The 15,270-nt window shown below is 71.9% G+C and carries 10 protein-coding genes and 2 pseudogenes; 4 read left to right on the top strand and 8 right to left on the bottom strand.

Features of this window, described 5'->3' with window-relative positions; all coding sequences use genetic code 11:
- Positions 1 to 41: 41 nt before the first annotated feature.
- A pseudogene (locus O7624_RS20115) lies at positions 42 to 362 on the top strand (PspC domain-containing protein); the annotation flags it as partial.
- 330 nt (positions 363 to 692) lie between these two features.
- Here the strand turns inward: O7624_RS20115 and guaA are convergent.
- Together guaA and O7624_RS20105 are read right to left on the bottom strand one after the other, a co-directional pair.
- Positions 693 to 2,249, bottom strand: coding sequence for a glutamine-hydrolyzing GMP synthase (gene guaA, locus O7624_RS20110; RefSeq protein ID WP_282236879.1), 1,557 nt, complete (start codon positions 2,247 to 2,249; stop codon positions 693 to 695).
- Between the two features lie 122 nt (positions 2,250 to 2,371).
- Positions 2,372 to 4,024, bottom strand: a pseudogene (locus tag O7624_RS20105) (GMC family oxidoreductase); the annotation flags it as partial.
- Between the two features lie 239 nt (positions 4,025 to 4,263).
- Here O7624_RS20105 and O7624_RS20100 point away from each other — a divergent pair.
- Positions 4,264 to 5,376: an LCP family protein gene (locus O7624_RS20100; protein ID WP_282236878.1), complete on the top strand. Its 1,113-nt coding sequence runs from the start codon at positions 4,264 to 4,266 to the stop codon at positions 5,374 to 5,376.
- Positions 5,377 to 5,428: 52 nt separating this feature from the next.
- Here O7624_RS20100 and O7624_RS20095 read toward each other — a convergent pair whose 3' ends face one another.
- The 4 genes from O7624_RS20095 to guaB all read right to left on the bottom strand — a co-directional run bounded on the left by O7624_RS20095 (position 5,429) and on the right by guaB (position 11,374).
- Positions 5,429 to 6,898, bottom strand: a complete 1,470-nt coding sequence (locus O7624_RS20095) for a M1 family metallopeptidase (RefSeq protein ID WP_282236877.1) — start codon at positions 6,896 to 6,898, stop codon at positions 5,429 to 5,431.
- A 224-nt stretch (positions 6,899 to 7,122) separates the two neighbouring features.
- The gene (locus O7624_RS20090; RefSeq protein ID WP_282240685.1) at positions 7,123 to 8,496 is read right to left on the bottom strand and encodes a M1 family metallopeptidase; all 1,374 of its coding nucleotides are present in this window, start codon (positions 8,494 to 8,496) and stop codon (positions 7,123 to 7,125) included.
- 159 nt (positions 8,497 to 8,655) lie between these two features.
- On the bottom strand, positions 8,656 to 9,774 hold the full coding sequence (locus O7624_RS20085; protein WP_093404935.1) for a GuaB3 family IMP dehydrogenase-related protein: 1,119 nt from the start codon (positions 9,772 to 9,774) through the stop codon (positions 8,656 to 8,658).
- A gap of 37 nt (positions 9,775 to 9,811) precedes the next feature.
- On the bottom strand, positions 9,812 to 11,374 hold the full coding sequence (guaB, locus tag O7624_RS20080) for an IMP dehydrogenase (protein WP_282236876.1): 1,563 nt from the start codon (positions 11,372 to 11,374) through the stop codon (positions 9,812 to 9,814).
- Positions 11,375 to 11,568: 194 nt separating this feature from the next.
- Here guaB and O7624_RS20075 point away from each other — a divergent pair, with 194 nt between their 5' ends.
- On the top strand, positions 11,569 to 11,979 hold the full coding sequence (locus O7624_RS20075) for a DUF5319 domain-containing protein (RefSeq protein WP_093405456.1): 411 nt from the start codon (positions 11,569 to 11,571) through the stop codon (positions 11,977 to 11,979).
- Positions 11,980 to 12,078: 99 nt separating this feature from the next.
- On the opposite strand, the gene O7624_RS20070 is transcribed toward O7624_RS20075, so the two are convergent.
- A complete protein-coding gene (locus O7624_RS20070) occupies positions 12,079 to 12,879 on the bottom strand; it encodes a response regulator transcription factor (RefSeq protein WP_282236875.1) in 801 nt (266 codons plus the stop codon).
- Between the two features lie 253 nt (positions 12,880 to 13,132).
- Here O7624_RS20070 and O7624_RS20065 point away from each other — a divergent pair, with 253 nt between their 5' ends.
- Positions 13,133 to 13,516, top strand: a complete 384-nt coding sequence (locus tag O7624_RS20065) for a WhiB family transcriptional regulator (RefSeq protein ID WP_093405453.1) — start codon at positions 13,133 to 13,135, stop codon at positions 13,514 to 13,516.
- Between the two features lie 115 nt (positions 13,517 to 13,631).
- Here the strand turns inward: O7624_RS20065 and O7624_RS20060 are convergent, their stop codons facing one another.
- Positions 13,632 to 15,245 carry a molybdopterin-dependent oxidoreductase gene (locus O7624_RS20060; protein WP_282236874.1) on the bottom strand — a complete coding sequence of 538 codons (1,614 nt, stop codon included), beginning with the start codon at positions 15,243 to 15,245 and terminating at the stop codon, positions 13,632 to 13,634.
- Positions 15,246 to 15,270: the final 25 nt, after the last annotated feature.

Here is a 15,270-nt window from a genome sequence, read left to right as displayed (position 1 = left end):
TCACCGAGGTCGATACGCTGCGCGACGAGGACCGTGGAGACATGACTTCCACACCTCACGCTCCGTACCGGCAACTGCGCCGCCCCACCACCGACCGGATGATCGCCGGGGTGGCCAGCGGTCTCGGCCGCTACTTCGGCGTCGATCCCACCCTGGTCCGGGTGGCATTCGCCGTCGTCACCCTGGTGACCGGCGGGATCGCCGCCCTCGCGTACCCGATCATGTGGTTCCTGATGCCCGAGGAGCCGGCCGGCGCACCCGCCTGGCCGCACCCGACGCCCGGCGCGCCGCCCCAGCCGACCGCCACACCGCACCCCGCCTGGCCGTTCCCCGGGCCGACCGGCCCGGGGCCACACGCCGGACCGCCGGCACCGACCACCTGGCCGCCGGCAGCCAACCCGCCCGCATCGCCGACCCCGCACCCCGACGCTCCGCCCGCACGACCCGAGCCGTCGGCACCTGCCGACATCGGCCCGGCCCGCCCCGAAGGTCCGTCGGCCCGACCGGAGGCCACACCCACGCGTCCCGACGAGTTGCCGACGCAGCCCGCGGACGGCCCGGCGACGGCCGACGCCGAGGCGGCGCATCCGGACACCACGTCAGAGGCCGGGGCGACGCCGGAACCGACGCCGCGACCGGCACCTCAGCCGCCGGCCTGAGACACCGTCAGCGCACCACGACGGGGTACGGCGTCACTCCCACTCGATGGTGCCCGGGGGCTTGCTGGTGACGTCCAGCACCACCCGGTTCACCTCGGCCACCTCGTTGGTGATCCGGGTGGAGATCCGGGCGATCACGTCGTAGGGCAGCCGGGACCAGTCGGCGGTCATCGCGTCCTCGCTGGAAACCGGGCGCAGCACCACGGGATGCCCGTAGCTGCGCCCGTCACCCTGCACCCCGACGCTGCGGACGTCGGCCAGCAGCACCACCGGGAACTGCCAGACGTCCCGGTCGAGACCGGCGGCGCTGAGTTCCTGGCGGGCGATGAAGTCGGCCCGGCGGAGCACGTCGAGCCGCTCCCGGTCGACCGCCCCGATGATCCGGATGGCCAGGCCGGGGCCCGGGAACGGGTGCCGCCAGACCATTGCCTCGGGCAGCCCGAGCTGGAGGCCGAGCGTACGGACCTCGTCCTTGAACAGCGTGCGCAGCGGCTCGACCAGGGCGAACTTCAGATCCTCGGGCAATCCGCCGACGTTGTGGTGGCTCTTGATGTTGGCGGTACCGGTGCCCCCGCCGGACTCGACCACATCGGGGTAGAGGGTGCCCTGCACCAGAAACTCGACGTCACCGTGCGAGGCGATCTCCCGGGCGGCGGCCTCGAAGACCCGGATGAACTCCCGCCCGATGATCTTTCGCTTCTGCTCCGGGTCGGTCACCCCGGCCAGCGCGCCGAGGAACCGGTCGGCCGCGTCGACCACCTTCAGCTTGATGCCGGTCGCCGCGACGTAGTCCTTCTCCACCTGCTCGGCCTCGCCCGCCCGCAGCAGCCCGTGGTCGACGAAGACGCAGGTGAGCTGGTCGCCGACGGCCTTGTGCACAAGCGCGGCGGCGACCGCTGAGTCCACCCCGCCGCTCAGGCCGCAGATGACCTCCTTGTCGCCGACCTGATCGCGGATCCGGGTCACCTGCTCGTCGATGATGTTCTCGGCTGTCCAGGTCGGCTCGATCCCGGCGATCTCGTAGAGGAAGCGGGTCAGCATCTCCTGCCCGTACGCGGTGTGCCCCACCTCCGGGTGGAACTGCACGCCCGCCCGTCGGCCGGTGACGTCCTCGAACGCGGCGACCGGCGCACCCGCCGACTCGGCGGTCACCGTGAAGCCCTCCGGGGCCTCGGTCACGCAGTCGCCGTGACTCATCCAGACCGGCAGGTCGGCCGGCAGGTCACGGAGCAGTACGCCGGGTTCGAGCAGGCGGGGACGCAGCGGGGTGCCGCCGTACTCGCGGCTGCCGGTGCGCGCCACCGTGCCGCCGAGGGAGCGGGCCATCGCCTGGAACCCGTAGCAGATGCCGAAGACCGGCACGCCTGCGGTGAACAGCCCGTCGTCGACCTGCGGGGCGCCCGGCTCGTAGACGCTGGCCGGGCCACCGGAGAGGATGATCGCGGCGGGATCGCGGGCCAGCATCTCGGCCACGGGCGTGGTGTGCGGAACGATCTCGGAGTAGACCTTCGCCTCGCGTACCCGGCGGGCGATCAGCTGGGCGTACTGGGCTCCGAAGTCGACCACGAGGACAGGACGCGGCAGGCTCATAGCCGGCAATCCTACCCAGCGTGACGCCCCCTCCCCCCGCCCCCACCCCGCCCTCCCTTGCCCACCGCCCCCCGTCGACACACCCCCGTCAGGGGTGGTGGAGGGCGGCGGGGGCGTGTGGGGGGGACGGCGGGGTGGTGTGGGGCGATCGGGGCGAGGCGGCGGTACGGGGAGCCGGGGGCGGGGCGGGGGTCGGGGTCGCCCTTGTTGGGCCAGAGGGACAGAGCGCGCTCGGCCTGGGCGGTGATGGTGAGCGACGGGTTGACGCCCAGGTTGGCCGAGACGGCGGCACCGTCGACGACGTGCAGGCCGGGATGACCGTGCACCCGGTGGTAGGGGTCGATCACGCCATCGGCGGCGGTGGCGCCGATCACCGCACCGCCCAGGATGTGCGCGGTCACCGGGATGTCGAACGGCTCGGTCAGCGCGCCGCCCGGCGTACCGTCGATCTCCTCGGCGAGCAGCCGGACCGCCTCGTTGCCGGCCGGGATCCAGGTCGGGTTGGGGCGGCCGTGGCCCGGGCGGGAGACGAGCCGGCGGCCCCGCAGCCGAAGGGTCAGCGAGTTGTCGGTCGACTGCATCACCAGGGCGATCACCGTACGCTCCGACCAGCGTCGGACGGAGAGCAGCCGGGCGGCCACCCGGGGCTGCCGGAGCAGCTGCCCGAGCCACCGGCGCAGCCGGTGCGGCCCGCCGTCGACAAGCACCGACTGGAGCAGCCCCATCGCGTTGGAGCCCCGGCCGTAGCGGACCGGCTCGATGTGGGTCTGCGGATCCGGGTGGAACGAGCTGGTGATGGCCACTCCCTCGGTGAAGTCCAACCCACGCTCCCGGGCCCGCCGGCGCGGTACGGAGGCACCCAGGATCGCCTCCGAGTTGGTCCGGGTCAGCTCGCCGAGCCGGGACGAGAGGTTGGGCAGGTGCCGCTGTTCCCGCATCTCGTGCAGCAGCCGCTGGGTGCCCAGCGCACCGGCGGCGAAGATCACCTGGTCGGCGTGGATCACCTGCGACCTGCGGCGCAGCCAGGTGCCGGTGCGCTCGGCGTGCACCTGGTACCCGCCGTCGACCGGCCGGACCGAGGTCACCGTGGTCAGCGGATGTACCCGCACGCCGAGCCGTTCGGCCAACCAGAGATAGTTCTTGACAAGCGTGTTCTTCGCGCCGACACGGCAGCCGGTCATGCAGGCGCCGCAGTGGGTGCAGCCGGTACGCTCCGGGCCGGCCCCGCCGAAGTAGGGATCGGCGACCCGCTCCCCCGGCCGTCCGAGGTGCACGCCGACCGGGGTGGCGTGGAAGGTGTGCCCCACTCCCATCCGCTCGGCGACCTGCCGCATCGCCTGGTCCGCCCCGGTGGCGATCGGGTACGTGGTCACCCCGAGCATCCGTTTGGCCTGTTCGTAGTGGGGGGCCAGCTCGGCCCGCCAGTCGGTCAGGTGCCGCCACTGCGGGTCGTCGTAGAAGGCGTCCAGGGGCTCGTAGAGAGTGTTGGCGTACACCAGCGAACCACCACCGACGCCGGCTCCGGACAGCACCAGCACACCGCCGCCGGCTCGCCGGTGGGCTGCCCGGAGCAGGGTGATGCGCTGGAGGCCGAAACAACCCAGCCGCGGTGCCCAGAGGAAGCGACGCAGCCGCCACGACGTCTGCGGGAACTCGTCGTCGGCGAACCGCCGGCCCGCCTCCAGTACGCCGACCGAGTAGCCCTTCTCGGCCAGCCGCAACGCGGCGACGCTGCCGCCGAAGCCCGACCCGATGACCACCACGTCGTACCGCATGAACGCATCATTACTTGCGAGTAGCTCTCGCGCCAGGACCTGAATCCGCGCGATCATGCTCCGCACCGCGTCAGTCTCGCCCGTTCGGGACGCAACCACGAGCCCGGTTCAGCGCGTTGGACCGATATCGACCCAGGGCGGGTGTCGAAGTTCTCCGTCGAGCCGAGCGGCGTCGCAGGCGGTCGCAGGCGGCGTCGCAGGCGGGCAGGGATTCGACAGACGCCCTAAGGAGGCGGGGGATGATGCTCGGAGCAGACCGGAAACGGTTGACGTTGGTGCTGGCCGGCCTGGTCACACTTGTGGTGGTCGCGGTGATCGGCGTGGTGATGGCGCGTACCGGCAGCGACGACCGCCGGACACCGACCGCCGCCACCGGCGGCCCGAGCGAGTCGCCCAGCCCGAGCCCCAGCCCGAGCCCGAGCCCGCCGCCGGGTGCCGACATCACCGGCCCGCTCAACCTGCTACTGGTCGGAGTGGACACCCGGGTGAGTGTGCCCGACTGGGAGCCGCACGCCGACGCCGTACTCGTGCTGCACGTGCCGGCGGGGCTGTCGCAGGCGTACCTCTTCTCCCTGCCCCGCGATCTGGTGGTGGACATCCCGGCCTACAAGCCGGCCGGCTACCCGGGCGGGCGGACCAAGCTCACCCATGCGATGAGCTACGGCAGCCGGGTGCCGGGCCGCCCCAAGCGACCCGACGCCGCCCAGGGGTACGAATTGCTGCGCCGTACGGTCAGCGACTACACGGGCCTGCGCATCGACGCGGGCGCGGTGCTCACCTTCGGCGGCTTCGACGAGCTGGTCGACAGCCTGGGTGGCGTGGACATCCGCGTCGACCAGCGGGTCGTGTCGCGGCACCGGCAACCCGACGGCAAGCACCGAAAGCCGGGCCCGGGCGTGGGCGGCTACGTCGGGCCACAGATGGTCTACGAGCCCGGCGAGCGTCACCTCAACGGATGGCAGGCCCTCGACTACGCCCGCCAGCGCTACCTGCCCGGTGGTGACTACGCCCGGCAACGCCACCACCAGCAGCTGATCCGGGCGCTGATCGGGAAGATCCTCGACCAGGATCTGGCCCGGCAGCCCGAGCGGGTCGAACAGGTGGTCACGGCGCTCGACGACGCGCTGCTCTACGTCGGCGGCCGGCGGATCGTGGACTTCGCGTACGCCCTGGGCTCGTTGTCGCCGCAGGCGGTCACGCTGGTCGGGCTGCCCGGAGCATCGGTGGGTCGGGGCAACGCCTACCGGGGCGAGGAGCTGACAGCCGTCGGCCGCCGTTTCCTCACCCAGCTGCGCGCTGGCAAAGCCGACGCCTTCCTGGCCGACAATCCGAAACTGAAGGTGAAGAGCTGACCGGGCCCCCGCCACCGGGCGATGGAACGCCTCGCCCGGTGGCGGAAAGGTTCTAGAGACGCTTCGGCGCGGCCGGCTTCTTCTTGCCGTAGAGCCAGGCGTCGAAGAGCTTGTCCAGCTTCTCACCGGAGATCCGCTCCGCCAGCGCCACGAAGTCCTCAGTGGTGCCGTTGGCGTCGCGCTTCTCCCGCGCCCAGGTCTTGAGGATCTCGAAGAACGCCTTGTCGCCGACGGACACCCGCAGGGCGTGCACCGTCATCGCGCCGCGCTGGTAGACCGACTCGCTGAACATGTTCTTCACCCCCGGCTTGCCCGGCGGCGTACGCCAGACCTCCGCCGGCACCCGCGCCATCCGGATGTCGAACGCCTCCTTCGCGGTGAACTCGTCGGTGTGCTCGGCCCACAACCATTCGGCGTACGACGACAGACCCTCGTTGAGCCAGATGTCCTGCCACCGGCTCAACGCCACGCTGTTGCCGAACCACTGGTGGGCGACCTCGTGCGCGACCACTCCGGTGTTCTCGCCCCGCCGGAAGAAGCCGGCCGAGTAGACCGACCGGCTCTGCGTCTCCAACGCGTACCGGATCCGCTCGTCCGAGACGACCACACCGCCGTACGCCTCGACCGGGTACGGGCCGAAGACGGTTTCCAGGTAGTCGGCCACCTTGAGGGTCTTGGCCATCGAGGCGTCCGCCGCGCCCTTGGACACCTTCGTGGTGACCGCGTTGAACACCGGCCGTCCCTTGTGGCTGCCCTCTTTGATCCGGAACTTTCCGATCGTCACCATGCTCAGGTAGCTGGCCATCGGCGTGTTCTCGGCCCAGCGCCAGGTGGTCCAGCCGGCGGTGCTGGTCTTGCCGCCCGGAACGCCGTTGCTGATCGCGGTCAGCCCGTCCGGGACGGTGATCTCGAACCGGTAGGTGGCTTTGTCCGACGGGTGGTCGTTGACCGGGAACCAGGTGCTTGCCGACTCGGGCTGGCCGAGTGCGATCGCGCCGTCGCTGGTGTGCAGCCAACCACCCTCACCGACCGCCTGGTTCTTCAGTGACTTCGGCTTGCCCGCGTAGGTGATCTCGGCGGTGAAGTCCCGGCCGGACACCAGCCCATCCGCTGGAGCGACGACCAGTTCGTTCTTCTCCTGCCGGTGTTGCGCAGGTGCACCGTCCACGGTGACCTGGCTGACCTTCAGGTGCGCCAGGTCGAGGTTGAACGACGACAGATCGGCCGTCGCCTTCGCCTGGACCGTGGTGACGCCGCTCAGCTGGTCCTTCGCCGGGTCGTAGCGGACCTTCACCGTGTAGCCGGCAACGTCGTAGCCGCCGTTGCCGTAACTCGGGAAGTACGGATCCCCGGCTCCCGCGGCACCCGGTTGGAAGTCCGGTGGCGGTGTCGCCGACTCGCTCGGCGTCGCCGTGCTCGGCTCCGCCTCCTCCGGGGCGGCCGAATCACAGCCGGTCAGCCCCAACGTCCCCACCAGCAGCAGAGCCACGCTCCGCCGAAGGTGCGTCCGCACACCTGTCATCGCTCGTTCCTCCCCGTGACACGTGACCGGCCGACGGCCGGCCCGCGCGACCGACAGTCCGATCGCAGGCCGCAGCCTACCGATCGAATGATCACTGGAAGAACGTCGTTCGGGCGGTGGCCGCGAGCCGTTCTCCGGCCGACGGCGGCCGGGCGGACGAGACGCCCGTCAGGCAGGACGCGCACGGCGATGCCCAATCAGGACAGCGGGTGCGGCGGTGCCGGTCAGGGCCGGGTGGGTGCGGCGGTGCCGGTCAGCCAGGCGTCGAAGAACGGGCCCAGGTCGCGGCCGGAGACCCGTTCGGCCAGGGCGACGAAGTCGTCGGTGGTGGCGGTGCCGTCCCGACGCTCGCTGGTCCACGTCCGCAGCATCTCGAAGAAGGCGTCGTCGCCGACGGTACGCCGCAACGCGTGCACGGTGAGCGCCCCGCGCTTGTAGACGGCGGTGCTGAACATCTGGCCGGGGCCGGGGTCGAGGGTACGCCGGGACCAGTCGGTGGCCGCGTACTGGATCTCGAAGTGGCGCTGGGCGCTGCGCCCGCCGTCGTGTTCCTCCCACAGCCACTCGGCGTAGCTGGCGAAGCCCTCGTTGAGCCAGATGTCGCCCCAGCGGGCCAGCGCCACACTGTTGCCGAACCACTGGTGGGCCAGCTCGTGGGCGACCACGCTGTAGTTCGGCTCGCCGCCCCGGAAGAACCCCGGCCCGTAGACCGGCCGGGACTGGGTCTCCAGCGCGTATCCGATCCGGCCGTCGGAGACCACCACGCCGCCGTACGACTCGAAGGGGTACGGCCCGAAGCGGGTGGTCAGGAAGTCGGCGATCTCGCCGGTGCGGGCCAGGGAGGTCGCCGCCGGCCCGGTCGTCCGCGCTCCGTCAGGTACGGCGGTGACGATGGGCTTGCCGGCGTGCTCGCCGGTCTGCACCCGGTAGTCGCCGATCACCAGCGTGGTGAGGTAGCTCGCCATCGGCGAGCGCTCGGCCCAGCGCCAGGTGGTCCAGCCGTCGGCGCTGGTCCGCTCCCCGGGCACCCCGTTGCTGAGCGCGGCGAGCCCGTCCGGGACTGTCACCTGAAGGTCGTAGGTTGCCTTGTCCGACGGATGGTCGTTGACCGGGAACCAGGTGGCCGCCGAGTGCGGTTGGCCGAGGGCGATCGCGCCGTCGTCGGTGTGCTGGAAGCCGCCACTGCCCAGCACGCCGTCGGCGTCCGCCTCGGGCACACCGCCGTAGTCGACCTCCACGGTGAACCGGCTACCGGAGTCGAGCCCCCGGGCCGGGGTGACCACCAGTTCGCCGTCGTCCCGCCGGTGCTCGGCCGAGGCACCGTCCACTGTCACCGAGCTGACCTCCAGCCCGGACAGGTCCAGGTTGAATCGGGACAGCGCATGGGTGGCGGTCGCGGTGATCTCGGCGCTGCCGGTGAGCCGGTCATCAGCCGGGTCGTAGCGCACCACGAGCCGGTAGTGGGCCACGTCGTAGCCGCCGTTGCCGCTGCCCGGCACGTACGGGTCGCCGAGATCGACGCTGCCCGCCCGGAATCCGCCCGGCGTCGCCGCGTCCCGACCCCCGATGCCGCTGACCAGTACGACCGCCGCCACCACGGCCGCGACCAGCGCCGCCGCACCGGCCCCCCACCACCTGCCAACCCTGCTGCTCACCAGCCCGAGCCTACTGCCGCCCGGTCCGTCGATCATGGAGTTGTGGCACGTGGCGAACCGGGCATCACCCAACCAACCGGGTGCCACAACTGCATGATCGGCTCAGCGGTCCAGGACGAGGCCGACCTTCTGGAACTCCTTGAGGTCGCGGTAGCCGCACTTGGCCATGGCACGACGCAGGCCGCCGAAGAGGTTGAGCTGGCCGTCCGGTTCGTCGGCGGGGCCGAAGAGAAGACGCTCCATCGAGCCGAGGGGCTCACCGGCGGTCTCGAAGGCGCCGCGGGGCAGCGACGGGTGGCTGGCCGCCGAGTGCCACCAGGACCCGCCGGCCGGCGCCTCCTCGCACAGCGACAACGGCTCGCCCAGCATCACCGCGTCCGCGCCGCAGCCGAGGGCCTTGGCGATGTCGCCGGAGGTCCGGATGTCGCCGTCGGCGATGAGGTGCACGTACCGCCCGCCGGTCTCGTCGAGGTAGTCGCGGCGGGCTGCGGCGGCGTCAGCGATCGCGGTGGCCATCGGTACCCGGATGCCGAGCACCGACTCGGTGGTGGACCACTCGTCCCCACCGATACCGATGATCACGCCGGCTGCGCCGGTGCGCATCAGGTGCAGGGCCGTCTTGTAGTCGGTGCAGCCGCCGACGATGACCGGGAGGTCGAGGTCGGCGATGAACTCCTTGAGGTTGAGCGGCTCGTCGGTGGTCGAGACGTGCTCGGCCGAGACGATGGTGCCCTGGATGACCAGGATGTCGACGCCCGCGTCGAGGATGACAGGTGCCAGCGCCAGCGTGTGCTGCGGTGACACGCGCACCGCCACGGTGCCGCCACCGTCGCGCAGCTCACGGACCCGCTCGGTGATCAGATCCGGCCGGATCGGCTCGGCGTACACCTCCTGGAGCCGTTTGGTGGCGCGGGCGTCCTCGTCGAGGCCGCCGAGTTCCTCAAGCACCTTGCTCGGGTTCTCGTAACGGGTCCACAGCCCTTCGACGTTGAGTACGCCGAGCCCGCCGAGCTGACCGAGCCGGACGGCCGAGGCCGGGCTCATCGTCGCGTCGGAGGGGTGCCCGACGCACGGGATGCCGAACTGGTACGCGTCCAGCTGCCACCCGGTGGAGACGTCGTCGACGTCCCGCGTCCGGCGGGACGGCACGATGGCGATGTCGTCCAAGTGGTAGCCGCGCTGCGCGGTCTTGCCCAGCCCGATCTCGACCACGTCACGCATGGGGCACTCCAGATGTCTTCGGGGGTGGGGGGAGGGGTCAGCGGGTGTGGTAGTTGGGGGCTTCGACGGTCATCTGGATGTCGTGCGGGTGGCTCTCCTTGAGCCCGGCCGCGGTGATCCGGATGAGCTGACCCCGCTGGTGCAGCTCGGGGATGTTCTCCGCACCCGCGTACCCCATCGCCAACCGCAGGCCGCCGACCAACTGGTGGGCCACCCGGGCCAACGGCCCACGGTACGGCACCTGACCCTCGACGCCCTCCGGGACCAACTTCTCGTCGCTTGTCACGTCCTGCTGGAAGTAGCGGTCCTTGGAGTACGACTTGGCCTGCCCACGGGACTGCATCGCGCCGAGCGAGCCCATGCCGCGGTACGTCTTGAACTGCTTGCCGTTGACGAAGATCAGCTCACCGGGGCTCTCCTCGCAACCGGCCAGCAGGCTGCCGAGCATCACCGTGTCCGCGCCGGCGACAAGTGCCTTGGCGATGTCGCCGGAATACTGGATGCCACCGTCACCGATGACCGGCACGCCGGCCGGACGGGCCGCCCGGGTGGCCTCCATGATCGCCGTGATCTGCGGAACACCGACGCCCGCCACGATCCGGGTGGTGCAGATCGCGCCCGGGCCGACACCTACCTTCACCCCGTCGGCGCCGGCCTCGACAAGCGCCCGCGCACCGGCGTAGGTCGCCACGTTGCCGCCGACGATGTCGACGGCGACGTCCTTCTTGAGCCGGCTGACCATCTCCAGCACCGCGCGCTGGTGACCGTGGGCGGTGTCCACGATGATGACGTCGACGCCGGCGTCGACAAGTGCCCGGGCGCGCTTGTACGCGTCCTCGCCGACACCGATGGCCGCCGCCACCCGCAGCCGCCCCGCCTCGTCCTTGGTGGCGCTCGGGTACTGCTCGCTCTTGGTGAAGTCCTTCACGGTGATCAACCCGCGCAGCTTGCCCGAGCCGTCGACGATCGGCAGCTTCTCGACCTTGTGCTGGCGCAGCAGGCCGAGCGCCTCGTCCTTGCTCACCCCGACCGGGGCGGTGACCAGCGGCGCCTTGGTCATGATCTCGCGGACCGGCACGGCCGGGTCGGAGACGAAGCGCATGTCCCGGTTGGTGACGATGCCCACCAGCTGCCCCTGGGCGTCCACCACCGGCACACCCGAGATGCGGTAGCGCCCGCAGAGCTGGTCGACCTCGCGGAGGGTGTCGTCCGGGCTCGCGGTCACCGGGTTGGTGATCATGCCCGACTCGGAGCGCTTGACCAGGTCGACCTGGAGCGCCTGGTCCTCCACCGAGAGGTTGCGGTGCAGCACGCCGATGCCGCCCTGGCGGGCCATCGCGATCGCCATCCGGGCCTCGGTGACCGTGTCCATCGCGCTGGACAGCAGCGGGATGGAGAGCGAGACGTTACGGGTCAACTGAGTGATCGTGTTCACCCGGCTCGGCACCACGTCGGACTCACCCGGCTGGAGCAGCACGTCGTCGAAGGTCAGCCCCAGCGGCACCACCCGGGCCGAACCGGCGGGCAGCTCGGGCAGATGGCCACCCAACTCGCCGCCCTCGACGCCGGCGGGAAGGTCGGTACGGGGCGAATTCTCCACGATTGCTCTCCTGAGCTGCTCGAACCGGGCTTCAGCGAGGTGGCACGGGGGCACCGGCGAACGCCGGGCGAGGGTGTCAGCCTCATCGTACCCACTGAAGCTTTCTCCTCCTGAACCGCGCGGTGCCCGCCCCGGTGACGGCTCGCGCGACCGGGGGACACGCGTCAGCGGTGGCAGGGGACTACGGTGAGGGGGTGCACGACGATCCCATCGACCCGTTCACCGGCGACCCGACCGATCCGGCGGCCGACCTGGAGGCCCCCGACGACGACGCGCCGCTGGACCCACTGACCGACGTCGAGCGCCAGGACGTGCTGGAGGATCTCGCCGACCTGGAGATCTACCAGGCCCTGCTCGCGCCGATCGGCGTACGCGGGCTGGTCATCGAGTGTGAGGACTGCCGGGAACCGCACTACTTCGACTGGGACCTGCTCCGGGGAAACCTGCGGCACCTGCTCAGCTCCGGGCGCCCACGGGTGCACGAGCCGGCCTACGATCCCGACCCCGACCACTACGTCACCTGGGACTACGCGCGGGGTTACGCCGACGGCGTGCACGACACCCTCAGCGAAGGCACCGAGGACGAGCCCGGCTCGGGCCGCTGACCCGGCACCGGAAGCGCAGCTAGGCGGACTGGCCCGCTCGGCTCGACCGGCCGGGCCGGTCCGGCCGGCGGAATCGGCCGGGCCGAACCGGCCGGGTTGCTACGCGACCAGACCGGCCCGGAAGCCGGCGGCCACGGCGTGCGCCCGATCGCGGGCACCGAGCTTGCGGAACAGCCGGCGGGCGTGGGTCTTCACGGTGTCCTCGGAGACGAACAGTTCCCGACCGATCTCGGCGTTGCTCTTGCCCTCGGCCATGCCGAGCAGCACCTGTAGTTCCCGCTCGGTGAGGCCGATCGCGGACCGGTTGGTTCTGGGTGGCGATGTGGGCTTGCCCGGTTCGGGCTCGGCACCCGGTTCGGCGGGGTCGTCGCCACGCTGCACCGGCACCACCGCCGGGCCGCCCGCCGCGTCCGAACCCGGCCAGGCGGTGGGCGCCTCGCCGCCGGTACGACCACCGGGGGCCGGCCGGGCCGGGCTGCCGACCGCCGCGGCGTCCCGGGCCGGATCAGCGATCCGGTGCCGGTTGGTCCGACCGGGCGCGGCCAGCAGCAGCAGCGCCTTGGCGACGGCGCTGGTCAGATCCTGGTCGACCCCCTGGATCAGCCCGCGGGCCCCGGCACCGATGGTCGCCGCCGCCGCCTCGGACTCCTCGGCGCCGAGCAGCAGGACAGCGGCCTGCGGAGCGCGGGCCAGCACCCGGCGGACGAAGCCGACGCTGTCGGGGCGGGTGAGCGCGGTGTCGGCGAGCACCACATCGGCCGGACGTTCGGCCAACCGCAACATCACCTCGGGGTCGGAGACCGCCGTCCGGACGGCACCCGACAATCCCAACCGCGCTGCCGCGGAGGTCAGGTGCTGCGCCGCGAGCGGCGTTCGAACGCACACGAGAACGGTACGCACAGGCATCTCCTCTCCGCTGACGAGCAGACCATGACCAGCCCCGGTCGGGAGGAGGTTCCGGGCAATCCTCCCAACTTTTCCGACAGATAGGGCATATGCCGCAATCTGCCAGATGTTTTGGATCAAAGACGTGTGAGGCGAGAGACGCCCGGGTAGGGAGTGGCCAGGCCGGGAACGGTGCGCCTGCGCGGCCCGCCGCCCGGACAACCGGCCACAAGCTGTCTCGCGGTGCCGCGCGAGAGGAGGGGTGCTGATGTCGAACGTACGTAGACTGCCCGGACCCATCATCGACCTCTGGGACTGGCAGCGGCTCGGCGCCTGCCGGGGCCGCGACAGCGCCCAGTTCTTCCATCCCGACGGTGAGCGCGGCTCGTCCCGACTCCGCCGGGAATCCTCCGCCAAGGCCGTCTGCCGGGCCTGCCCGGTCCGCGCCGAGTGCGCCGCGCACGCCCTGGCGGTACGCGAGCCGTACGGCGTCTGGGGCGGCTTCAGCGAGTCCGAGCGGCTGCGACTGCTCGCGGTCGGCTGGGAGGATCTCGCCGACCGCCGCCAGACCCGCGTCGACATCAACCGCCTGGAGGCCCGGCTGGGCAGCTCGCACCGGTCGACGGTGCCCATCCAGCGCAACGTCGCCTGACCAGACCGCACCACCGACGCCGCGTCCCGACCAGAGGGACGCGGCGTCGCGCTGTCCGCACACTCCCGCCACTCCCGCCACTCCCGGCCGGTACCGGAGCGCCGGTACCTCGGGGTCAGGTGACGGTGAGGGTGACGGAATGCCAGCCGGTCGCGCCGTCGGGGGCGACGTCCTGCCGTTGGGCGGTCTGCGTCTCGCCGGTGCTGTCCGTCGCCCGCACCTGGAGGGTGTGCTCGCCCGGGGTCGCCGGCCACTGCCACGACCACTGCACCCAGGTGTCCACCGAGACGGTCGGCGCCAGTTGGGCCTCCTGCCAGGGCCCTTCGTCGACGCGTACCTCGACGCGCTCGATGCCCCGGTGCTGTGCCCAGGCGACGCCGGCGACAGTCACCGGGCCGGCGGCCGGGCGGTTGCGCGGGCGGGGTGTGTCGATCCGCGACTGCGTCTTGATCGGCCCCTGCGCCGACCACCCCCGGGGCACCCAGTACGCGTCGAAGTCCGCGAAACTGGTCAGCTCCAGCTCGGTGATCCACTTGCAGGCCGACACGTAGCCGTACAGGCCCGGCACCACCATCCGGACCGGGAAGCCGTGCTGCACCGGCAGCGGCTCGCCGTTCATGCCGACCGCGAGCAGGGCGTCCCGCCCGTCGCGCAACGCGGCCGTCGGGGTGCCACAGGTCCAACCGTCCACCGAACGCCCGACCACCTGGTCGGCGCCGTCCAGCGGCCCCACCTCGTCGAGCAGTTCCCGGATCGGCACGCCGAGCCAGCGCGCGTTGCCGATCAGGTCGCCGCCGACCTCGTTCGAGACGCAGGCCAGCGTGACGTACCGCTCCACCATGGGCCGGGCGAGCAGATCGGCGTAGCTCAGCGTGACCGGGTTGCGGACCCGGCCGTGAATGCGCAACTGCCAGGTCGCGGGATCGACCTGCGGCACCACGAGCGCGGTGTCGATCCGGTAGAAGCTACGGTTCGACGTGACGTAACTGGCCAGCCCGGGCTGGGCCAGGTCAGCGCCGGCCGGCACCGGCGGTGCGGCGGAAACCGGGGCCGGCAGCGTGATCGCCTCGCGGGCGGCCGACACGCCCTGACGGCCGGCCAGCCACCGGCCCGCCACTCCCCCGACGGCAGCCACCCCGAGCACGGTCCCGACGCCGGTGAGGAACCGCCGCCGCGAGTCCGGGTCGACCCGCCGCCCCGGACCTGCGGGGTCCGATGGGCCGCCGGAGGCCGGCGGGCTTCCCGGGACCGACGGACTGCCGGACGGCGTCGGTGGGGCCCACGGCCAGGGGTCGAGTTCCAGCGGGCCGGCGACGAACGCCCAGAGCGCCACCCCGCCGACCACCGCTCCGAGCAGCGACGGCAGCACGTCGGCGGCGTCCGCGCCGGCCCGGGTCAGGGCCGCCGCCGCGCCGATCCCACCGAAGACGACGATGCCGGCCAGGCCCACCGTCAGCCGCCGGGCGGCCAGCATGCCGATCAGGGCGGCGAAGCCGCCGAGCAGCAGCGCCGTGCCGACCAGCAGGGCGATCTTGTCGTACGTGCCGAAGACCTCGATGCCGAACCGCTTGACCGGCTCGGGGGCGGTGTCCACGACGAGACCGCCGACCGCGACGAGCGGCGACGATCGGGGGCCGGTCAGGGCGGCAACCACTTCGGCGGTGCCGATGGCCGCCGCAGCGGCGGCGATGCCGGCCAGGGCCGCGAACCGGGGTGTCGTGCTGCTCACCCGCCCAGTGTTTCCCACCGCCCGA

Source organism: Verrucosispora sp. WMMD1129, assembly GCF_029581255.1.
Classification (GTDB): Bacteria; Actinomycetota; Actinomycetes; order Mycobacteriales; family Micromonosporaceae; genus Micromonospora; species Micromonospora sediminimaris.
This window is presented reverse-complemented; position numbering and strand designations above follow the sequence as displayed.